At 51.6% G+C, this 21510-nt stretch carries 17 protein-coding genes and 8 tRNA genes; 12 read left to right on the top strand and 13 right to left on the bottom strand.

Annotated features, from left to right (window positions below):
* Positions 1-171 precede the first annotated feature (171 nt).
* The 4 genes from PGW97_RS12205 to PGW97_RS12190 all read left to right on the top strand — a co-directional run bounded on the left by PGW97_RS12205 (position 172) and on the right by PGW97_RS12190 (position 3305).
* Positions 172-942: an ABC transporter ATP-binding protein gene (locus PGW97_RS12205; protein ID WP_047887388.1), complete on the top strand. Its 771-nt coding sequence runs from the start codon at positions 172-174 to the stop codon at positions 940-942.
* 82 nt (positions 943-1024) lie between these two features.
* The gene (locus PGW97_RS12200; RefSeq protein ID WP_047887387.1) at positions 1025-1801 is read left to right on the top strand and encodes an ABC transporter substrate-binding protein; all 777 of its coding nucleotides are present in this window, start codon (positions 1025-1027) and stop codon (positions 1799-1801) included.
* An 83-nt stretch (positions 1802-1884) separates the two neighbouring features.
* On the top strand, positions 1885-2625 hold the full coding sequence (locus tag PGW97_RS12195; protein WP_047887386.1) for an ABC transporter permease: 741 nt from the start codon (positions 1885-1887) through the stop codon (positions 2623-2625).
* A gap of 2 nt (positions 2626-2627) precedes the next feature.
* Positions 2628-3305 (top strand): ABC transporter permease, encoded by a 678-nt coding sequence (locus PGW97_RS12190; RefSeq protein ID WP_047887385.1) that lies wholly within the window; start codon positions 2628-2630, stop codon positions 3303-3305.
* A gap of 366 nt (positions 3306-3671) precedes the next feature.
* Here the strand turns inward: PGW97_RS12190 and grxB are convergent, their stop codons facing one another.
* From grxB to PGW97_RS12170, 4 genes are all read right to left on the bottom strand, one after another.
* A complete protein-coding gene (grxB, locus tag PGW97_RS12185; RefSeq protein WP_273857417.1) occupies positions 3672-4322 on the bottom strand; it encodes a glutaredoxin 2 in 651 nt (216 codons plus the stop codon).
* A 27-nt stretch (positions 4323-4349) separates the two neighbouring features.
* The gene (gene xthA, locus PGW97_RS12180; RefSeq protein ID WP_273857416.1) at positions 4350-5156 is read right to left on the bottom strand and encodes an exodeoxyribonuclease III; all 807 of its coding nucleotides are present in this window, start codon (positions 5154-5156) and stop codon (positions 4350-4352) included.
* A gap of 195 nt (positions 5157-5351) precedes the next feature.
* The gene (locus PGW97_RS12175; protein ID WP_047887382.1) at positions 5352-5900 is read right to left on the bottom strand and encodes a GNAT family N-acetyltransferase; all 549 of its coding nucleotides are present in this window, start codon (positions 5898-5900) and stop codon (positions 5352-5354) included.
* Positions 5888-6460: an adenylate kinase gene (locus PGW97_RS12170; protein WP_273857415.1), complete on the bottom strand. Its 573-nt coding sequence runs from the start codon at positions 6458-6460 to the stop codon at positions 5888-5890. The genes PGW97_RS12175 and PGW97_RS12170 overlap by 13 nt, the downstream gene beginning before the upstream one ends.
* A 243-nt stretch (positions 6461-6703) precedes the next feature.
* Here PGW97_RS12170 and PGW97_RS12165 point away from each other — a divergent pair, with 243 nt between their 5' ends.
* Both PGW97_RS12165 and PGW97_RS12160 read left to right on the top strand, forming a co-directional pair.
* Positions 6704-6952 (top strand): GlsB/YeaQ/YmgE family stress response membrane protein, encoded by a 249-nt coding sequence (locus PGW97_RS12165; RefSeq protein WP_047887380.1) that lies wholly within the window; start codon positions 6704-6706, stop codon positions 6950-6952.
* Between the two features lie 129 nt (positions 6953-7081).
* Positions 7082-8050 (top strand): glutathione S-transferase family protein, encoded by a 969-nt coding sequence (locus tag PGW97_RS12160; protein WP_273857414.1) that lies wholly within the window; start codon positions 7082-7084, stop codon positions 8048-8050.
* Positions 8051-8100: 50 nt separating this feature from the next.
* Here PGW97_RS12160 and PGW97_RS12155 read toward each other — a convergent pair whose 3' ends face one another.
* The 9 genes from PGW97_RS12155 to PGW97_RS12115 form a co-directional block, all read right to left on the bottom strand.
* On the bottom strand, positions 8101-9831 hold the full coding sequence (locus PGW97_RS12155) for a response regulator (protein ID WP_273859667.1): 1731 nt from the start codon (positions 9829-9831) through the stop codon (positions 8101-8103).
* 259 nt (positions 9832-10090) lie between these two features.
* Positions 10091-10175: transfer RNA gene (locus PGW97_RS12150), tRNA-Tyr, on the bottom strand.
* Between the two features lie 78 nt (positions 10176-10253).
* Positions 10254-10338, bottom strand: a tRNA-Tyr gene (locus tag PGW97_RS12145).
* A 78-nt stretch (positions 10339-10416) separates the two neighbouring features.
* Positions 10417-10501 (bottom strand) — tRNA-Tyr (locus PGW97_RS12140).
* 78 nt (positions 10502-10579) lie between these two features.
* Positions 10580-10664 (bottom strand) — tRNA-Tyr (locus tag PGW97_RS12135).
* A gap of 78 nt (positions 10665-10742) precedes the next feature.
* Positions 10743-10827 (bottom strand) — tRNA-Tyr (locus tag PGW97_RS12130).
* A 78-nt stretch (positions 10828-10905) separates the two neighbouring features.
* Positions 10906-10990, bottom strand: a tRNA-Tyr gene (locus PGW97_RS12125).
* A gap of 78 nt (positions 10991-11068) precedes the next feature.
* Positions 11069-11153 (bottom strand) — tRNA-Tyr (locus PGW97_RS12120).
* Between the two features lie 78 nt (positions 11154-11231).
* Positions 11232-11316: transfer RNA gene (locus PGW97_RS12115), tRNA-Tyr, on the bottom strand.
* A 235-nt stretch (positions 11317-11551) separates the two neighbouring features.
* Between PGW97_RS12115 and PGW97_RS12110 the strand changes: the two genes are divergently transcribed.
* From PGW97_RS12110 to aroC, 6 genes are all read left to right on the top strand, one after another.
* Entirely contained in the window at positions 11552-12637 is a 1086-nt protein-coding gene (locus PGW97_RS12110) for an efflux RND transporter periplasmic adaptor subunit (protein ID WP_273857413.1), read from the top strand.
* Positions 12637-15777, top strand: coding sequence for a multidrug efflux RND transporter permease subunit (locus PGW97_RS12105; protein ID WP_273857412.1), 3141 nt, complete (start codon positions 12637-12639; stop codon positions 15775-15777). The genes PGW97_RS12110 and PGW97_RS12105 overlap by 1 nt, the downstream gene beginning before the upstream one ends.
* Before the next feature lie 533 nt (positions 15778-16310).
* Positions 16311-17063: an ETEC_3214 domain-containing protein gene (locus PGW97_RS12100; protein WP_273857411.1), complete on the top strand. Its 753-nt coding sequence runs from the start codon at positions 16311-16313 to the stop codon at positions 17061-17063.
* An 83-nt stretch (positions 17064-17146) separates the two neighbouring features.
* Positions 17147-18505, top strand: a complete 1359-nt coding sequence (locus tag PGW97_RS12095; RefSeq protein ID WP_273857410.1) for a transglycosylase SLT domain-containing protein — start codon at positions 17147-17149, stop codon at positions 18503-18505.
* A gap of 251 nt (positions 18506-18756) precedes the next feature.
* The gene (gene rluF / locus PGW97_RS12090) at positions 18757-20004 is read left to right on the top strand and encodes a 23S rRNA pseudouridine(2604) synthase RluF (protein ID WP_273857409.1); all 1248 of its coding nucleotides are present in this window, start codon (positions 18757-18759) and stop codon (positions 20002-20004) included.
* Positions 20005-20356: 352 nt separating this feature from the next.
* Positions 20357-21442, top strand: a complete 1086-nt coding sequence (gene aroC / locus PGW97_RS12085; protein ID WP_047887373.1) for a chorismate synthase — start codon at positions 20357-20359, stop codon at positions 21440-21442.
* The last annotated feature ends 68 nt before the right edge of the window (positions 21443-21510 follow it).

Raw genomic sequence — 21510 nt, 5'->3', positions numbered from 1 at the left:
TGTTGCCAAATTGAATGGGTAGTGATACCTTCGAGAAAGTGTTCGAAAAGCAGGCAATCTGTCTACCGTAAAAAGTGTAGGTTTTCACCAGAGGCGAAAACCCGCGAACGATGGCAAAAGGTCGGATTTTTTTGGATGTAAGTTGTTCACGGAATACAGGAGTTAGCGCACATGGCAGGTGAAGTGGCGCTTGATGTAAAGGATTTACACAAATCTTTCGGTCAGAATGAAGTCCTGAAAGGGATTTCACTAACTGCCCACCGTGGTGATGTGATTTCTATTATTGGCTCTTCCGGCTCAGGCAAGAGTACTTTCCTTCGCTGTATTAATTTGCTTGAAACCCCGACCCAGGGGGAGATTTGGGTAAACGGCGAACTGATCAAAATGAAAAACAATCGTCAGGGCGAGTACCTGCCGGTTGATGAAAAGCAGGTGCAGCGCATTCGCTCCCGCCTGGCAATGGTGTTTCAGGGATTCAACCTCTGGTCGCATATGACGGTACTGGGCAATGTTATTGAAGCACCGGTTCACGTTCTGGGCGTGCCTAAAGCTGAAGCTATTGAGCGGGCTGAAGCCCTGCTGAAAAAAGTCGGTCTGTATGAGCGTCGTCATTATTACCCCGGTCACCTGTCGGGTGGTCAGCAGCAGCGTGCGGCGATTGCGCGTGCACTGGCCGTTGACCCGGAAGTGATGCTGTTTGATGAACCTACCTCGGCGTTAGACCCGGAATTGGTGGGCGAGGTACTGGGTGTTATGCAGGATCTGGCGCAGGAAGGCCGTACTATGCTGGTGGTGACCCACGAGATGGCTTTCGCTCGTGATGTCTCAAATCAGGTCATGTTTTTACATCAGGGTAAAGTGGAAGAGCAGGGAGAACCTGCAAAATTATTCACTAACCCGGATTCAGAACGTCTGCAACAGTTTATTTCTTCTATATATTGATGGGACAAAACCGGACGGGCAAAGACTCGTCAGGTAATCAGGACAATAACAACAGACAAAGCAAACATAACAGGAGTAGAAGATGAAAAAATGGATTTTGGCCGCTGCTGTCGTTTCAGCACTAGGCGTTACCTCTGCCCAGGCAAAAGAATGGAACACCGTGCGTTTTGGTATTGAAGGGGCTTACCCTCCGTTCAGCTGGACGGAGCCTAGCGGTGAACTGAAAGGCTTTGATGTCGACATGGCCAATGCGCTATGTCAGGAAATGCAGGCGAAATGTAAGATCGTGGCCCAGGACTGGGACGGCATTATTCCGTCACTGCTGGCGCGTAAATATGATGCCATCATTGCGGCGATGTCGATTACCGATGAGCGTAAGAAGAAAGTCGACTTTACCGGTAAGTACGCCCTGATCCCAAATAAGTTCGTGGCGAAGAAAGGTACGGACATTGTGTTTACCAAAGAAGGTTTGAAAGGGGTGAAAGTCGGCGTACAGCGTGCGACTACGCACGACAAATACCTGACGGATAACTACGGTGATGCCGTTGAGATTGTCCGTTACGGCTCGTTTGATGATGCCTACCTGGATCTGAAAGCTGGTCGTATTGCGACAATTTTGGGTGATGCGTCTGCACTTGAAGACGGTCTGCTGAAAAAAGCGGGCGGTGACGACTTCGAGTTTATCGGTCCGTCTCTGACTGATCCGCAGTGGTTCGGCGAAGGCTTCGGGATTGCGGTACGCAAACAGGATAAAGATTTGACCAAAAAACTGGATGAAGCGATCAAATCTCTGCGTGAGAAAGGGATCTACCAGGAAATCGCGTCTAAATACTTCGCTTATGACGTATACGGGCAATAACGCTTAATCACAGAGCAACAGTCCCGGAAGTCATTGTCTTCCGGGGCTGATTCTCCTCCTGAGTCGTAATAAGGAGCTTCCTTTTGATTGATTTAAAAGGTTACGAATGGTCACTGATGGAAGGGGCTCTGATCACCCTGCAAGTGGCCTTGCTATCTCTCATTTTGGCCATGATTCTGGGGATGGTCGGCGCTCTGGCGAAACTGTCTCCGTACCGTTGGGCGCGTGCTGTTGCCACAACTTACACCACGGTGATTCGTGGTATCCCGGATCTGGTGTTAATGATGCTGATTTTCTTCGGCGGGCAAATGCTGCTCAACGACAGCCTTTATCAGCTCAATGAATCTATCAACAACTTTTTTTCTTCCAGCGATCCTAATCATGAGTGGGCCACTTATCTGCCTGACTATATTGAGATCAGTCCTTTTGTAGCCGGTATTATGACCATTGGCTTTATTTTCGGTGCGTATATGGCCGAAACGTTCCGTGGCGCTATCCTGGCGGTCGACAAGGGCGAACTGGAAGCGGCCAAAGCCTATGGGATGGGCAGTGTGCTGTCATTCCGACGCATTCTGTTGCCTCAGATGATTCGTCACGCCCTGCCGGGATTTGGTAACAACTGGCTGGTGCTGCTGAAAACCACGGCACTGGTGTCCGTTATCGGGCTTGACGACATGGTGCGCAAAGGAGCACTGGCGGCGGGGACAACCCAGATGCCGTTTACCTTCTACATGAGCGTTGCCATTATTTTTCTTGTTTTCACCTCGCTGTCGACCACTGGCTTGAAGTGGGCAGAGCGTAAATTCAGCATTCACACGAGGTAAGTATGGACTTCAGTATTCTGTCTGACTCGTGGCCAATTTATTGGCAGGGTTTTTATACCACCTTTTGGATGGTTGTGGTCGCACTGATCATTGGCTTAATGATTGCGGTGCCTGTCGGGGTAGCGCGTAACAGTCGTCAACCGTTGATTTACGGGCCGGCCTGGGCATTTATTTATTTCTTCCGCGGTACGCCGTTGCTGATCCAACTCTACCTGATCTACTACGGGCTGAGCCAGCTGATGGATGTGCAGGGGACGTTATGGCAGGAAGCTTGGTTCTGTGCGCTGGTGGCGTTCGTGCTGAACACGGCAGCATATACGGCGGAAATCGTACGTGGCTCAATCAACAGCATGCCGAAAGGGGAAATTGAAGCGGCCAAGGCCTACGGCATGAGTCAGTGGCAGGCGTTCAGCCGCATTATCCTGCCGAGCTCACTGCGCCGTGCATTGCCGGCTTACAGTAACGAAGTGATCTTCATGCTGCACGGCTCGGCTGTCGCCGGGATTGTGACCATCGTGGATTTGACCGGTGCCGCGCGTATTGTTAACTCCCGTTACTATGCGCCGTTTGAATCGTACCTGTTTGCTGGTATGTGCTATATGGTTCTAACGTTCACGATTCTGTGGTGTTTCCGTAAAATGGAAGGACGTTGGATGCGTCACATGCGCGCCCTGTCGTGATGTGAACTTTATCGTAAGGTGATCGTTATCGTGGGTGAGTTTTGTGGGATATGAGGTTCGTCTGTCACACGAAGGCGGTACCTTAACTGGGAGTCAGTCACCCACATCACAGCTAATCAAAAAGCGCCGGGATGTATTCATCCCGGCGCTTTTTTTGGATCGGATGGTTCAAGCTGGAAGGTCAGGCGTTTGGTTCTGACCGCGTGAATAGTGTTTCCGTTCGGTTTCCAACATGACGAATGGCGTTGTTACCCTCACTGAATTTCACTACATTTCACGGCTTTTCACTTCACTTCAATTTACTTAGCCTTACCTCACCGTATTTCGCTATTCTCTCAATCTCAATCTCAATCTCAGCGGAAGCCGTTAAACCGCCACATCGTCGTACAGTGCAATACCGGTCAGTGCCGCCACTTCCTCAATGTACTGACGTACACGAGGCGGGAACTGAATCCCGTTCACCACAGTCAGGTTACGCAGTGACGGGAACAGGTTGACGTCATCGTAGCTCAGCTGATTGTGGCGTTCAGACGGCAGTACCAGCCAGTCCAGCAGGCCGAATGAAGCATTGACCTTCGCCAGGTTTTCTTCTGTCTGGGCAAACGCGGTGTCGAAGTCCTGATCCAACATTGCGGATTTATTTTTCGTAAACCAGGCTTTGGCTTCCTGACATTGGAATTCCGGCAGGTCAATCATCATCCAGCGCGGGTAGAGCAGGCGGCTGGTATAAGGCCGGGAGGCTTCCGCCCACGCGGCGATATTGTGATCCTGACTACCGGTAGCCAGTTGTGGATTGCCGTCCCAATTATCCAGATAAGCGGCGATGTCCAGGCTTTCTGCCATGTAACTGCCGTCTTCTTTTTGCAGGATAGGGACCAGGTTTGCCCCCACTTTTTCTACCCGGGCGTCGACATCGTGGTTTTGCAGGTAAACCCGCTCGATGCTGAGCTTTTTCAGCCCTGCGACCATCATGGCTTTGATACAGAACGGGCAGTGGTCGAACACAAACAGTTTCATGGTTGCTCCTTGCGGTATGCCGGAAGATTAGTTAAATGTCGTCCAGATTGGCGCGTGATCGGATGGCTTGTCAATGCCGCGCAGCTCATAGTCGATACCGCTGTCAACACAGCGTTGCGCCAGTGCAGGTGTGGCCAGAATCACGTCGATACGTAGGCCGCGGTTGTCATCAAAACCACGGGAGCGGTAATCGAACCACGAGAACTTGTCGTCCACGTCCGGGTACTGCTGACGGAAGGTATCGACCAGTCCCCAATTCATCAGGGTGCTCAGCCATTCACGCTCGATTGGCTGGAATGAACATTTACCGGTTTTCAGCCAGCGTTTGGCGTTGGCCGGGCCGATGCCAATATCGAGATCAATCGGGCTGATGTTGATGTCACCCATCACAATCAGCTCTTCATCGTTGCTGTGATGCGTGTTCAGGTAAGTCATCAGATCGGCGTAGAACTTCTCTTTGGCCGGGAATTTGGTTTCATGGCTGATGTTATCGCCCTGAGGGAAGTAGCCGTTCAGGACAGTCACTTTGCTGCCGTCTTCACGGAAAAAAGTGGCCATGATCATTCGACGCTGGGCTTCTTCATCGTCCGTTGGGAAGCCTTTTTTCACTTCCAGCGGAGTCTGTTTACACAGCATGGCCACGCCGTAGTGGGCTTTCTGGCCGTGGAAATAAACCTGGTAGCCCATCGCTTCAATGTCTTCGAGCGGGAACGCTTCATCGTGCACTTTAATTTCCTGCAGGCCGATAATGTCCGGCTGGTGCTTGTCGATCACGGCCTGAAGCTGGTGAAGGCGGGCGCGAAGGCCATTGATATTGAAGGAAATGACTTTCATTAATGAGTCTGCCTTTGATTGATAATTTTTGCTATATCAGCAGGGTTACGCTGGTCGTGCGCACAGCACGCGAGCAACGCAGGGGGTTGTCAGGTAGGGTAACAGGAACCTTTGGTGCTGTGCCAGTGGCTTATGGCCGCCAGCGTGTTTTTGCGGCGGTAAGAGTGACTGGCACTTAGGGTCAGCTACCTGAGGTCAGCAACGCGGCGAGCGTTGTTCCCATTCGTTGCGAAGAATGGCCATGACGATGGTATCCCACCACTGATCTTTGAAAAAACGGTGCTGTTTAAACCGCGCCTCCTGACGCATACCCAGTAGCCGACACAGCCGGAGGGCTGGGACATTAGCACTCAGCGTTTCCGCATACACACGGTGAAGACCGCACTGCGTAAAACCGAAGGTCATCAGAGCATCGGCAGCTTCTTCCATCAGCTGCTTGCCATGATAGTGACGATTCAGCCCGCAGCCGATGGCTGCCTGTCGGTCAGCCTCGGTTCTCAGGCAGGCAATACCTATAAACTGGCCTGTGGCTTTGAGCTCGACGGCGAGCTGGTAATGGGTTCTGGGGCATTCCTGTGCCTGAGCCATAAACAGGGCTGCCAGCTGACGGTAATGGGCCGGGGTACAGTCATCATCGTGGTAAAAGCGGCGGTATTTTTCATCGCGGGTCAGGGCGACAAATGCCTCGGTGTCTTCGGGCTGCATGTCTCTCAGACGCAGTCGGCGAGTCTCTATAGTGAACATGATGCATCCTTGCTGTCAGCGTGCTGGTCAGGTTGCACGGCGTTCAGGAAGGCTTGTGTTTCTGCCGGGCTGCGCAGGCGGACAAAGCGGATATGGGGATAGTCCGGCGATTGCATCAGGGCACTGTAACGGCGACGATTTTTCGCATAGTTCCGGAGGGTCCAGAGCAGGATGGAATCTTTGCTGAGCAACAGATTACCCAGCGTTTCTTTATTTCCCGTTCCCGGCCAGAGCTCCTTACCGGACAGCCAACGGCTCAGGGCGCGCTTCAGTGCCTGATAAAAGGTTCTCGGGAAGGAATAATCAACCCAGATAATGGTATCGACATGTTGCCATTTTACGGGTTCTGTCCGGCTGTAGTTACCGTCCAGTACCCAGTATGGCTGGTGGGTGATGTCCGCAATCTTGTCCAGTAACTCGCTGTCTGGTGTCTGTGTCCAGTTGGGTTTCCAGAACAGGGCATCTATTTCGTGATAAGGGTATCCCAGCTGAGCCGCCAGTTGTTTGCTGAGCGTCGATTTACCGCTGCCGCTGGTACCAATAACATTAATACGTTCCATGTATTCTCTCTGTATTTGTCCCGTTCCTGTCATCGTTCTGTTACCGAGCGGGCTGAAAATGTCCCTGTGGCTTGAAAATCCATGACTGCGTTGGCAACCTGCCATCACCTTTTGCTGTACATTATGCAATAGATTGTATTTAATGTGCCACGGGGGAGAGGCAATTTTCCGCTGGTATGTGGTGACAGTTGCAGGCTTTGACTATGCTCTTTGAGACACTACATCACCCAATGAGGAGAGGCTATGGGTATCATTTCTTGGATTATTCTCGGCCTGATTGCCGGTGCGCTGGCGAAATGGCTGATGCCCGGTGACGATGGCGGCGGCTGGATTGCGACCATTCTGCTAGGGGTCGTTGGTGCCTTCGTCGGTGGCTGGGTTGGCTCATTCATCGGTTTAGGGCCAGCAACCGGGGTCAATATCGGGAGTCTGATCACCGCGACATTCGGGGCCCTGATAGTGTTGTTTGTGTATAACAAGTTCATCCGTTAGGGCGCGCAGGCGCCCAACCGGAGGTGAGCATGTTCAGAATTTTCGATGATCATGCTCGACTGTCCCCTCCCGACAGAATGACCGGCGCTTCTTATAATCATCTCATCAGTCAGCAATGAGGGATGAACAATGGGAAAATTGGTTAACGGTCAATGGCATGATGTGTGGTATGACACTAAAAGCAGCAAGGGAGAGTTCGTGCGGGAGGACGCCGGATTTCGTCACTGGCTGACCGCTGACGGCGGCCTGGGCCCGGACGGTCAAAAAGGGTTTAAAGCCGAATCCGGACGCTACCATCTCTATGTCTCGCTGGCCTGTCCGTGGGCCCACCGCACTCTCATTTTTCGCGCGTTAAAAGGGCTGGAGTCACATATTGAAGTGACTGTTGTCAGTCCTGATATGCGCAGCCATGGCTGGGAATTTGACGAGCCAGAACCGCTATATGGTTTCTCTTTCATGCATCAGCTTTATACTAAAACCAAGCTGGACTACACCGGTCGAGTCACAGTGCCTGTGTTATGGGACAAGCAGACGGAAACCATTGTCAGCAATGAATCCTCCGATATCATTCGCATGCTGAACACGGCTTTTGATGATCTGACGGGGAATCAGGACGACTTTTACCCACTTGCTCTTCGGGGTGATATTGATGAATGGAACGCGCTGATTTATCCAAACATCAATAACGGTGTGTACCGTTGTGGCTTTGCCACGACTCAGGAAGCGTACGATGCGGCGTTTGACCGTCTATTTGATGCTTTGGACGCGGTCGAAGACCATCTGAGTGACAATCGCTATCTGACCGGTGACAGGCTGACGGAAGCCGACTGGCGTTTGTTTACCACTTTGATCCGTTTCGATGCGGTTTATGTTGGCCATTTCAAGTGTAACCGGCAGCGCATTGCGGAGTATCCGAACTTGCAGGGCTACCTCAAAGAGCTGTATCAGTATCCTGGGGTCGCTGAGACCGTGGACTTTTACCACATTAAACGCCACTACTATTTCAGTCACGATAACATCAATCCGACAGGCATTGTGCCCAAGGGGCCGGATTTAGATCTGGTTTCCCCCCACGGGAGGAATGCGTTAAGCGGCTAAATTTCCTTCAGCGGTTACGTTAAGCCAGTGCCGAAGCAAAAACGGATGGTTTAGATTCCCAACGCCTCTTCTCCGGGCTGAGGGGCCTGCCCGTAACCGGCCAGTAAAAACTGCCGGGTACGTTTCTGGTACGGACGAATCAGACGAACCTGACCCGGCGAGCTGCAGGGCGATGCCATCAGCTCAAAGAGCCGGGTACGCCATTTGTCCAGGCTGTCGGGCAGTGGCATCGAACTGATGGCCTGCAGGCTCTGGCGCAGGGGCTGCTCTTCCCCCATGTTCAACGCGTACAGGCACTGTAACCGGCCCAGGTTCGCTTCGGTACTGAGCGGATAATCAACCAAGATGGCCTCATACCGGGGCAGTGCCTGTTCCGGGGATTCCAGTAAGTCATAAGCCTCTGCCAGACGGCGTTCCAGCTGACGGACGGCCTGTACCAGTAAGGTATTTTCCCGTAACGCCCTTAGTCTTTGCTGGCTGTGGTGGTCAAACCGATCCCGAAGTGAGAGCGCCCGCTGGCATTCTGCAATGAGTTGGGTTTCGCCAAAGTGTATTAGCAGCGGCATGGCATCGGCGATCATGACGGACGGCAGCTTAGTGATCATATCGAAATAGGTCGACATCCCGAGTAATAAACGGCGTTTGGCTTTGAGTGGGGTGACATTTCCGAGGGTGAGCCGGGCGGTCATAATGTGACTGAAGCTGGTTAGAAAGGGTTGCTGAGCCGGCAGAATACGTGACTGTGCCCGGCGATCGATCTGTTTCAGTGCCTGGAGCAGCTTGGCTCGAAGCGAGGCCGCGGCGTGCTGGAAATAAGCCTGCTCGTAAATTGCCATGTACTGCGAAAAACAGATGATCCATTCCACATCAATAATGGGCAGATGGCCAGCCAGCGTGTGCCCGGCCTTAATCAGCTGCTCCGTTTTGTCCAGTTCGGCGGCCAGGCGTGCAACCCGCAATGCACGGTGGCTGATCCCCGGCGTCAGGGTCAGGGCTTTCTGGGCCGTTTCCAGCGCTTCATAGCGTTGTCGGTTTTGCTCCTGATATTCGGCCAGATAATCGTAAAGCTCAATGTGTAGCGGCGTTTCTGTCAGCTGGCGTTGTAAGAGGGCGATAGCAGCCGGCAGATTGTCTTTGTGCGCGGCAATTTTGGCCTGCACCAAGCTGATGTGAGCCGAAGGGTGGTACTTCTGCAACAAAGTGGCAAACCGTTCTGCCTGCCCCCACTGATTATTGGTCATCAGTAAATCCAGCAGTAAGCCTTCCCGTTTCCGGTGATAGCCACTGTGTTGCAGGCTCTGTTTACACAGGCTGACGGCTTCCTCGTGATTGCCGGTTTCCATAGCCTGATAAATGGGTTTCCTGAGTGTGATTTCATCCATGACCGCAAACAGCTTTTTCTGGACCTGATCGGTGGTGATGGGTTTGGTGATGAAACTGTCCGGCTCGACCGACAAGCTGGTCAGGATCACTTCGGCAGAATGATCGCCGGACAGCAGAATCACGCCGCAGTAAGTGGTGATGTGACGCCGCCGCCGCAGCAGGCTGACCAGTTCGGTGCCAGTCAGGATGTCATCCAGGTGGTAGTCAATAAACAGCAGATCGTAGGCATTGAGCTGGCAGCGGGTAATGGCCTGAGTGTGGCCGTGAGCAATGTCGATATTTGTCACACCGGCCTGGCGAAGAATGCTTTTTAACAAAGTGGCCGCACTTTTATGATCTTCAACGATCAGCACTCGGATATTGTCGACTTCTGTATTATCAACGGCTTTCTGACCCATCTGGAGCACAGGCGTTTCCCCTTCCTGAACATGGCATCCATTTGAATTTTAGAAAGGTATTGTCCAAGTAGACAACTTGATTTTTACCCGGTGTGGGAGATAGGCGACTGTTCGGAGAACTACTCAGTGAGAAAACCAAAGTGGAAACGCGAGCTTGCGCTTATCCGAAAGAAGGCGGCGGTTGTAAAAATTTGTGCAAGGGATGTGATTTATTTCAGGTATGAAAAAGGCCGACAGCTTGCGCTATCGGCCTGAATGATGGTGGAGGGGGACGGATTCGAACCATCGAAGGCGGAGCCGGCAGATTTACAGTCTGCTCCCTTTGGCCACTCGGGAACCCCTCCACGGGGTGTTGCAAGTTGTGTTATTGCTCAGTGTATCGGAGCAATGTTGAGAACCGCGTTTGCCATTCTCAGTAATGATGGTGGAGGGGGACGGATTCGAACCATCGAAGGCGGAGCCGGCAGATTTACAGTCTGCTCCCTTTGGCCACTCGGGAACCCCTCCACGGGGTGTTGCAAGTTGTGTTATTGCTCAGTGTATCGGAGCAATATTGAGAACCGCGTTTGCCATTCTCAGTAATGATGGTGGAGGGGGACGGATTCGAACCATCGAAGGCGGAGCCGGCAGATTTACAGTCTGCTCCCTTTGGCCACTCGGGAACCCCTCCACGGGGTGTTGCAAGTTGTGTTATTGCTCAGTGTATCGGAGCAATATTGAGAACCGCGTTTGCCATTCTCAGTAATGATGGTGGAGGGGGACGGATTCGAACCATCGAAGGCGGAGCCGGCAGATTTACAGTCTGCTCCCTTTGGCCACTCGGGAACCCCTCCACGGGGTGTTGCAAGTTGTGTTATTGCTCAGTGTATCGGAGCAATATTGAGAACCGCGTTTGCCATTCTCAGTAATGATGGTGGAGGGGGACGGATTCGAACCATCGAAGGCGGAGCCGGCAGATTTACAGTCTGCTCCCTTTGGCCACTCGGGAACCCCTCCACGGGGTGTTGCAAGTTGTGTTATTGCTCAGTGTATCGGAGCAATATTGAGAACCGCGTTTGCCATTCTCAGTAATGATGGTGGAGGGGGACGGATTCGAACCATCGAAGGCGGAGCCGGCAGATTTACAGTCTGCTCCCTTTGGCCACTCGGGAACCCCTCCACGGGGTGTTGCAAGTTGTGTTATTGCTCAGTGTATCGGAGCAATATTGAGAACCGCGTTTGCCATTCTCAGTAATGATGGTGGAGGGGGACGGATTCGAACCATCGAAGGCGGAGCCGGCAGATTTACAGTCTGCTCCCTTTGGCCACTCGGGAACCCCTCCACGGGGTGTTGCAAGTTGTGTTATTGCTCAGTGTATCGGAGCAATATTGAGAACCGCGTTTGCCATTCTCAGTAATGATGGTGGAGGGGGACGGATTCGAACCATCGAAGGCGGAGCCGGCAGATTTACAGTCTGCTCCCTTTGGCCACTCGGGAACCCCTCCACAAGTGCGGGGCGAATAGTAGCAGACAACTTGGCGCTGTAAACCTTTTTCCTCATAAATTCCGATTGCTTGCTGCTATTTTCATCACATTGCCGTCGGACATGGCAACCCGTGATGGAAAAACCCGGCTTTACCGGCAGACGTAAACGGAATATTGCTTATCTTTACACTTCTTTACCCCCTTACGGGGCGGCATCGGATATCATTTCCTCAGTTTAAATAGATGGATATTAGAATGAAAAAAGTCCTTGTTGCAGTTCTGGTGACGACTGCATTACTGGGCGGAGGATATGGCTACTTTTATCAGCCATCTCAGGCTGCTGAGCAACCAGCCGCTGCTCGGGGCGGGCGTCAGATCCCGGTCACGACCGGCGTGGTGACCTCTCACCCTGTTACACAATCCCTTTCCCTTATCGGTAAGCTAGAAGCTCAGCGTTCGGTCGAGGTGGCGACTCAGGTCGCGGCAAAAGTCGACCGCATTGTGGTCGGTGTCAACAGCCAGGTAAAAAAAGGCGAGTTGCTGGTGCAGTTGGATGATGCCAAAGCCAAGGCGGCTTACGCTGAAGCGGTGGCGTACCTGAATAATGAAAAACGAAAATACAACGAGTTTCAGCGACTGGTTAAACGTGGCGCCATTACACAGACCGAACTGGATGCCCAATTGGCAAGTGTGAGTATTGCCGATGCGCGTCTTAAGGCAGCGAAGGCTGATCTGGATGATCATGCCATTCGGGCGCCGTTTGACGGCACGGTGGGGCTGATTGATTTCAGTGTTGGCCACATGCTGACCGTGGGCAGTGAGCTTTTCTCGCTGGACGATTTATCCTCGATGCGGCTGGATATCCAGGTGCCGGAGCAATATCTCTCCTTTTTACGGGAAGGGATGACTGTGCGGGCAACCAGCAAAGCGTGGCCGGGACAGTCATTTAGCGGCACCGTTCAGGCCATTGATTCCCGCGTGCGGGCGGATTCGCTGAATATCCGGGTTCGGGTGGGTTTTGAAAATGCATCGCACTTGTTAAAACCCGGCATGTTGATGGCGGCGGAAATTGGCTTCCTGCCACAGGAGTCGCCGGTGATTCCGGTACAGGCCCTGGAATATTCTGGTACCAAGCGTTTTGTCTACCGGGTGGATGAGGCCGGTCAGGCGCACCGCACGGAAGTGACGCTGGGAGCACGGGTGAACAATGAAGTCGTGATTGAATCTGGCCTGCAAATCGGTGATCGCATTGTGGTACAGGGGCTGGTTAACATGCGCGACGGTATCAAGGTTAATGACCTGACGGCTGCCAGCGGTGAGAGGAAAGGAGACGATGCCTGATGTGGTTATCTGATGTTTCCGTAAAACGCCCCGTCGTTGCCATCGTGCTCAGCCTGTTGCTGTGTGTTTTCGGCTATGTATCGTTTACCAAGCTGTCGGTTCGCGAAATGCCGGATGTGGAAAATCCGGTAGTCACAGTATCGACCCGCTACGACGGGGCCTCCGCTTCGATCATGGAAAGCCGGATCACTTCGGTGCTTGAGGATCAGCTGTCCGGGATCAGTGGTATCGACAGTATTACCTCCACCACGCGTAATGGCTCATCACGGATCACCGTGGAATTTCAGCTGGGCTGGAACCTCACTGAAGGGGTCAGTGATGTCCGTGACGCTGTGGCCCGTGCCCAGCGCCGTCTACCGGATGAAGCGGATGATCCTGTGGTTTCCAAAGATAACGGCAGCGGTGAACCGGCCGTATACGTTAACCTGACCTCCAGTAATATGGACCGCACTCAGCTGACCGATTACGCCGAGCGGGTACTGATGGATCGTTTCAGCTTGATTAACGGGGTCAGTTCGGTGGATCTGAGCGGTGCGCTGTATCGGGTGATGTACGTCAAACTCAAGCCGGATCAAATGGCCGGCCGTGGCGTGATCACCAAAGATATCGTCAACGCCTTGAAAGATGAGAACGTTGAACTGCCGGGGGGGCAGGTGCGCAATGACACTACCACCATGTCAGTTCGAACGGCACGCCTCTACCGCACGGCTGCTGACTTCGAGTATCTGGTGGTGCGTACGGCGTCTGATGGTTCTCCGATTTACCTGAAAGATGTCGCCGACGTCGCGGTCGGTGCTCAGAATGAAGATGCCACGTTTAAAAATAACGGGGTCGCGAACCTCAGCCTGGGCATTGTCGCCATGACCGACGCGAATCCGTTGGATGTCGCCAAGGCAGTACATGACGAAGTGGAACGCATGCAGCGCTTTGTACCGGAAGGAACATCGCTGTACGTTGATTATGACTCGACCGTGTTTATCGATCGCTCGATTCAGGAAGTCTACAGCACCTTGATGCTGACGGCATTTCTGGTCGTGATGGTGCTGTACATTTTTATCGGTCAGGCGCGCGCTACGCTGATTCCGGCGGTGACCGTACCGGTTTCGTTGATCTCAGCCTTTATGGTGGCTTATTTCCTGGGTTTCTCCATCAACCTGCTGACCCTGATGGCGCTGATTCTGGCGATCGGTCTGGTTGTCGATGATGCCATCGTGGTGGTGGAAAACATTTATCACCATATTGAGCGGGGAGAGCCGCCGCTGCTGGCCGCGTATAAAGGCACCCGGGAAGTCGGTTTTGCGGTGGTTGCCACAACGGTGGTGCTGGTGATGGTGTTCCTGCCGATCTCGTTTATGGACGGGATGGTCGGGCCGCTGTTTACGGAATTTTCCGTATTGTTGGCCGTGGCGGTGATTTTCTCGTCGTTGGTTGCCCTGACCCTGAGTCCGGTGCTGGGCAGTAAGTTACTGAAAGCGAATGTCAAACATGGCAAATTTAACCAGGCGGTTGATCGCATGTTTGCCCGGCTGGAAGCGGGATACCGTAAAGTGGTCGCGGCATCAGTGCGCCACCGTATGGTGGCACCGGGTCTGGTTGTTTTGTTTGTGGTGCTGAGTGGCTGGCTGATGACAGTTGTCCCGTCACAACTGACTCCGCAGGAAGACCGCGGGGTGATTTTCGCTTTTGTGAAAGGCGCGGAAGGCACCAGCTATAACCGCATGGTTGGCAATATAGAAGAGGTTGAGAGCCGCTTGCTGCCGATGGTCGGACAGGGTGTCATTAAATCGCTGTCTATCCAGACCCCAGCCTTTGGTGGTCGTGCAGGTGATCAGACCGGCTTTGTGATCATGGCACTGGAAAACTGGGAAGATCGTCAGATGACGGCTACTGAAGCGTTGGACATGGTCCGCGGTGCGCTCAAAGGTATTCCGGATATCCGGGTATGGCCGTTCATGCCGGGATTCCGGGGAGGCTCGTCCGAACCGGTGCAGTTTGTGCTTAACGGTGCTGATTATGAAGAACTGTTCCAGTGGGCCAGCAAACTTCAGCTACTGGCAGAAAGCAGCCCGATGATGGAAGGGGTCGATCTGGATTACGCCGAAACGACGCCAGAACTGGTGGTGAATGTGAACCGCCAGCGTGCCGCAGAACTGGGTATTCCGGTCAACGATATTGCCGAGACGCTGGAAATCATGCTGGGAGGCCGGACTGAGACCACGTTCGTGGAACGCGGGGAAGAGTACGACGTATACCTGCGTGGTGATGAGAACAGCTTTAATAACGCATCGGATCTGAGCCAGATCTATCTACGGGCGCGAAACGGCCAGCTGATTACACTGGAATCGGTAGCGGATGTACAGGAAGTGGCTTCGGCGCAGCGCCTGAGTCATAACCAGAAGCAAAAATCGATCACTCTGAAGGCAAACCTGGTGCCGGGCTATACCCTGGGGCAGGCACTGAATTATCTGGATGAGCAAGCGCTGGAGATATTACCGAGCGACATTGTGATCGATTATGCCGGTGAGTCGAAGGACTTCCGTGAAAACCAGAGCAGTATTCTGGTGGTCTTCGGGCTGGCGCTGTTGGTGGCTTATCTGGTGCTGGCGGCGCAGTTTGAAAGTTTTATCAACCCGATGGTGGTGATGCTGACCGTTCCGATGGGGATTTTCGGCGGGCTGGCCGGCTTGGTACTGATGGAGCAAAGCCTGAACATTTACAGTCAGATTGGCATGATCATGCTGATTGGCATGGTGACCAAGAACGGGATTCTGATTGTGGAGTTTGCCAATCAGCTGCGTGATAAGGGTGTCGAGTTTGAACAGGCAATCATTGACGCTTCAGAGCGCCGTCTGCGTCCGATTCTGATGACGGCCTTTACGACGTTGTTTGGTTCGATTCCGCTCATCATGTCGACTGGCGCCGGTTCTGAAAGCCGGGTTGCGGTGGGGACTGTGGTGTTCTTCGGTATGGCCTTTGCGACTTTCGTGACTTTGCTGGTGATACCGGCAATGTACCGCCTGATGTCAGGCCGAACCCAGTCGCCGGGTTACGTTGCCGCGCAACTGGAAAAGGCTTTGAAGCAGAAGGATCAAGCCGGAATGGGTAAAAAAGGGTTGGATGAGGCTCCTGTGATGAAATGATCAGGGGAATCAAGCCCAAGCGCCCGTTGTACCTTGTGCTGTAAGCCAGGTCGCTAAGAGATGAAAAAAGCCGTCCAAGTGACGGCTTTTTGACGAATTAAGAGTGCGTATTTAACCTGAGTCTAAAACAGCAAAGAGATATAATTGGGGATAAATGATTAACTATTCCCTGAAAATGACCTGGTATTGGTTATATATTTTGTTAACTCTGTCACTCTTTATCCTTGATACGAATTTCACTATTAATAACTTTATTAAACCATTTATTAGTGATGCGTAAGATAGGCGGAAAAAGAATAAAATTAAAAACGACGTTCACTTAATAAATAAAGATTGCCTGTCAATTTTTATTTCATTTATATCACCTTTGGTAGCTGTTTTTTACATCTAAATTAGAGTGATGTGGTCGATTTTCAATCTAATTGATAAATTGATTATTGAACCAATATCTCCTGATTACTATGATCAAAAATTCAAATGTCATTGGTAATGTCGACAGATATTATTATTTCGCAAGGATAGAACCTTTCATTATGCAAAGTGAAGAACTGGCCACTGATTCAAATAATCCAACTGTATGGATAAAAATGCAGAGTATTGCCGTTACCGTCGTCGCCATTATGTTGTCACTCGGACAATGGAACGATACCAAAGATGCTATCGAAACGGTGTATGAGTCGGTTGTGACAAACTTTACTCATCAGGTTGAGTATGAGCAGTTATCACAACTCAAGGTTGGGCAGACTTATGAGTATGTTCAGTCATTTATGGGTGTACCGGTTGCATCCAAACCTTCTCGTCTCCAGCCCGGGATTCACTATTACTACTATGGCACTGATAAATACCTGTTAAGTGTTATTGTTGAAGGAGAGCGCGTATCGGGATACAGCATTACGGCTTTAACCGACGACTTTGCGATGGCGATCCCTTATACCGATATGGTACTGACTGAGTCACCTCTTTCCGAGTACTTACCAGAATACGAGAACTATCTGACGGACTTCGGCAACATTAATTATTATGCGGAAGTGAATACCTTAGGCCGCAGTGCACTGTTTTATAACCTCTTACTGGCGACGGTTGACTATGGAGAGATGTTGCCTGGGGTTAAAGAGAAGATTCAGTCATTGAATTATCAACTGAATTTAGGAGAGGATGTTATGGAGAATGACATGGTAATCATTCGTCAGAGTCAGCCCAATATGTTTGCGCTGTCCGAAACATCACCTGAAATAATGATTGAATCAATGTTGACACGTTATGAGTTTGTCGCATTTTTTAAGTGAATACTCCAATTATTGGCATAAAAATAAATAACAAAAAATGGGGCTCGAACTGTTAGCCCTTTTATTAAATAAAGGAAAGGTCGATGAAGCTATCACGTTTAGCTTGCTGCTGCGCATTCGTGCTGACAGGTACGGTATGGGCAGGAACCGTACAAGCCGATAATCCCTTTGATGAACTGGACTCCGAGGTGACCGCAGTCTATTCATCGGCACAAACTGAGCAAGAGGAATATCTGCAGTTTGTATTGGCTTATATGAATGAGTACGAAAACTGGCGTAGTCAGTATCTTCGGGAATATGATGCATACCGCGCGCAGATTATTGAAAAATGGGGAGATGGTCTGGTTTCCGAACCTTTGGTGACAGTGGATTACAGTCGTGATCAAAAGACGCGAACGGTTGTGGATCTGGAACGCAACGAAGCAATTGTTGCGGTCTTGGTTGAACCTAATATGTTGCCTGAGCAGGCTGAGAAAGCGGTCAAACAAGCGGCTAAAACAGTTATGGGGGAATCGGGCTCAACGCTGGCATCTGTAGTGGAAAGCCCTAAAGTGCTGGAGTCCGGCTCTGTTGTGATGGTCGAGGTGAATTACTCCAACGTGACAGAAACAGCGGCAAAAAAAGTGATTCAGGCGCAAACTCGAACCCAGTTGCAGGAAATTGAAAAAGAATCTGAAGCGTTAGTGGCCCAGCTTGGGGCGACGGTATCCACGGATCTCATTGATACGCCTGTAGTTGCTTCGGCGATCGAGAAGAAAAAAGTACAGCTTCAGCAGCAGGAACAGCTGCGAATTAAAAAGCTGGAAAAAACGTATCAGATAGTACGCCAGCAAGCGGCGAAACAGCCACCGAAAACAGTGATGGAATATCGCATCAAGCTGCCTGCTAACGGTATAGGGAAGCGAGCGGCTAAATATGTGGGGTTTGCTGAGCAAGAAAGCCAGCGATTTGATATTCCGGCGGCGTTGGTGATGGCGATCATGCATTCGGAATCCAGCTTCAACCCGAAAGCGAAATCGCCGATTCCGGCGTATGGACTGATGCAAATTGTACCGACGACAGCCGGGCGGGATGTTAACGTGCGTATTCGCCGCAAAGATGAACCGATGAGTCCGGCCGAGTTGTATGTAGCGGATGTCAATGTTGAGACCGGTACCGCCTATCTGAACATTCTGGATAAAAGCTACCTGAAGGCTATCACCAACGATGAAAGCCGTTTGTACTGTACGATTGCGGCCTATAACACGGGTGCCGGTAACGTGGCCAAAGCGTTTAACCCGGACGGTTCGCGAAAAATTTACAAGGCGGCGAAAATCATCAACAGCATGACGCCACAGCAAGTGTATGACAAGCTGATGGCGGATCTGCCATACGATGAAACCAAGCATTACCTGAAGAAAGTCAGCACCCGTATCCGGTTATATGAAAAGCACAGCGCGTAAAAACACAAGAGAAGACATTTGAGCGTCATGTGCTGAACGGCAGGCTTGTTATTCGCTGACTTGCCCGGTCTTTCTCTTAGTACAGAAGCCTTTATCTGCCAGCGCTAAACAATCTCAGGTGGCAAGGTAAGGGCTTTTTCTGTTTAAGGGAGTTTTTCATTTCCCGCGCAGTTGGGTATTGGTAGAATGCATCGCCTAATATTCTAGTTATTAACCTAAGCGTTGCGAAACGCAGAGTGTAGAAGAACATCATGTCTCAGAATCATCCTCGTCCTGACGCCGTTCAGGGCGCGCAGGAAAACGCCGTGCGTTTGAATAAATACATTAGTGATACCGGTTACTGCTCTCGTCGTGAGGCAGATAAACTGATTGAACAGGGACGCGTGACGATCAACGGCAAATTGCCGGAAATGGGGATGAAAGTACATCCTGAGGATGACGTCCTGGTTGATGACAAACCCCTGCGTGCGAAAGAAAAACCTATTTATATTGCGCTGAACAAACCGGCGGGGATCACCTGTACGACTGAGCGTCATGTGCCGGATAACATCGTAGATTACATTGGTCACCGTAAGCGTATTTTCCCGATTGGTCGCCTGGATAAGCCTTCTGATGGCCTGATTTTCCTGACTAACAACGGTGATATCGTTAACAAGATTCTGCGTGCCGGTAATGCCCACGAGAAAGAGTATGTCGTGCGGGTCGACAGACCTGTGACGCAGGCATTTATCGACAAAATGGCATCAGGGGTTGAGATCCTGGATACCGTGACGCTGCCTTGTCAGGTAACAAAAGAAACGAATTACTCATTCCGTATTACCTTGACTCAGGGCTTAAACCGTCAGATTCGCCGGATGTGTGAAGCGCTGGGCTACGATGTACTCAAACTGCGCCGTGTTCGTATTATGAACATTACTATCGATGGTTTACCTAATGGCAAATGGCGTTACCTGACGGATGCTGAGATCGCGGAAATTCATTCCATGATTTCTGACTCGAGCAAAACTGAAGAAGCTTCCCGTGTGGAAGTTCAGGGTAAATCGATCGCGAAAGCGACCGATGCCAAGCTTTATGACAGCCGCCAGCAGGCACGTCGCGAAGCGGAGCAGCAGGGCGATAAGGTTCGGTACAAAACCTACGCGGGTAAAGGGGAAGCTAACCGTCAGCCGCGCAGTGGCCGACGTGATGAACAGCGTCGTGACGACACGCGTCGTGATGATCAGCGCCGCAGCCGTCCGGGACGTGGCCCACAACCTAGCCATTTCCGTAACCATTGTGACGACGAATCTCCGCGTGGTGCTTCTCGTGATGAGTCGCGCAATGAGCCACGTAAAGGCCCTCGCGCGGGTCAGCGTAATGACCAACGCAATGATCAACGTAATGACCGTCGCCGAAATGATCAGCGAAATGAGCAGCGCCCGGGTCAGGGACGTCAGAATCACGAGCAGTCAGGCGGATCGAGCCGAATTCAGCAGTGGAAATCCAAGAAAGAACATTGATTTTCAGGCGAAAATGTATCGCAGACTGACACGATAACGGGAGCAAAAGCTCCCGTTTTTTTATCCGCTTTTAGTCAGTATCGCCTCTTCACAAAAGGAAAGTCAGAAGAAGCCGCGGAACAGGTTGGTAAGCCTGAGTAGGAAAGTGGTGATTGCGGCTACCGGGGGAATGGCAGAGGGCTGGTCGCTTTATGTCGGCCCGGTTACATTCCTGCTTGCATTCCCGGCAATGAATTTGCACTATGTACTCATTAATGAAAACAGTATAGCAGCGCCACGGCGCGTGACAGCGCGTGGATGTGGCACACCCGGTGAACCGGGGAAACAGCGTTAACAAGACACAGAGGAAGTAATGGCAGGCAATACGATTGGACAACAATTCCGTGTCACCACATTTGGTGAGAGTCATGGTTTGGCGCTGGGATGTATTATTGATGGTTGCCCTCCGGGTCTGGAACTGACCGAAGCGGACATGCAACATGATCTGGACCGTCGTCGTCCTGGGACATCAAAATACACGACACAACGTCGTGAACCGGATGAAGTGAAAATCTTATCCGGCGTCTTTGAAGGCCGTACTACCGGTACTTCTATCGGACTGCTGATCGAAAATACCGATCAACGCTCGAAAGACTATTCCAACATCAAGGACTTGTTCCGTCCGGGCCATGCCGATTACACCTATCATCAGAAATATGGTATCCGTGACTACCGTGGTGGTGGTCGTTCGTCTGCCCGTGAGACGGCGATGCGTGTTGCTGCCGGGGCAGTTGCTAAAAAGTACCTGAAACAGGTGCATGGTGTAGAGATTTGCGGTTACCTGTCGCAGATGGGTGATGTGAAAATCGACAAAGTTGATTGGGAGCAGATTGCCCAAAACGCCTTTTTCTGTCCCGATGCCGACAAGGTGGAAGCGCTGGACGAGCTGATCCGCAAGCTGAAAAAAGACGGTGATTCTATCGGTGCCAAAGTGACGGTTGTAGCACGTAATGTGCCGGTGGGGTTGGGTGAGCCGGTGTTTGATCGTCTGGATGCTGACATTGCCCATGGCCTGATGAGTATCAACGCCGTGAAAGGGGTGGAGATTGGCGATGGCTTCGGTGTGGTTGAACAGCGAGGCAGTGAACACCGCGATGCTATGACGCCGGAAGGTTTCCGCTCCAATCATGCTGGTGGCATTCTGGGAGGGATCTCTTCCGGGCAGGATATTATTGCGCACCTGGCGCTGAAACCGACTTCCAGCATCACGGTGCCGGGTGAAACGATCACTACGCAGGGAGATTCAGCTGAGGTGATTACCAAAGGCCGTCATGACCCATGTGTCGGGATTCGTGCGGTGCCGATTGCTGAAGCCATGCTGGCTATTACCCTGATGGATCACCTGCTGCGCCATCGTGGTCAGAACGCAGACGTTTTGACAGAGACACCAAAAATTTAATCTCTTCGTCGCTCCTAAGCCGCTGAGACGTGCTTGTTGAAAACAATAAAAAACGCCGGTATTTACCG

The sequence above is a fragment of the Photobacterium sp. GSS17 genome (assembly GCF_028621875.1).
Lineage (GTDB): Bacteria > Pseudomonadota > Gammaproteobacteria > Enterobacterales > Vibrionaceae > Photobacterium > Photobacterium ganghwense.
Note: the sequence above shows the minus strand (reverse complement) of the source record. Positions and strands in the feature narration are given on the sequence as shown.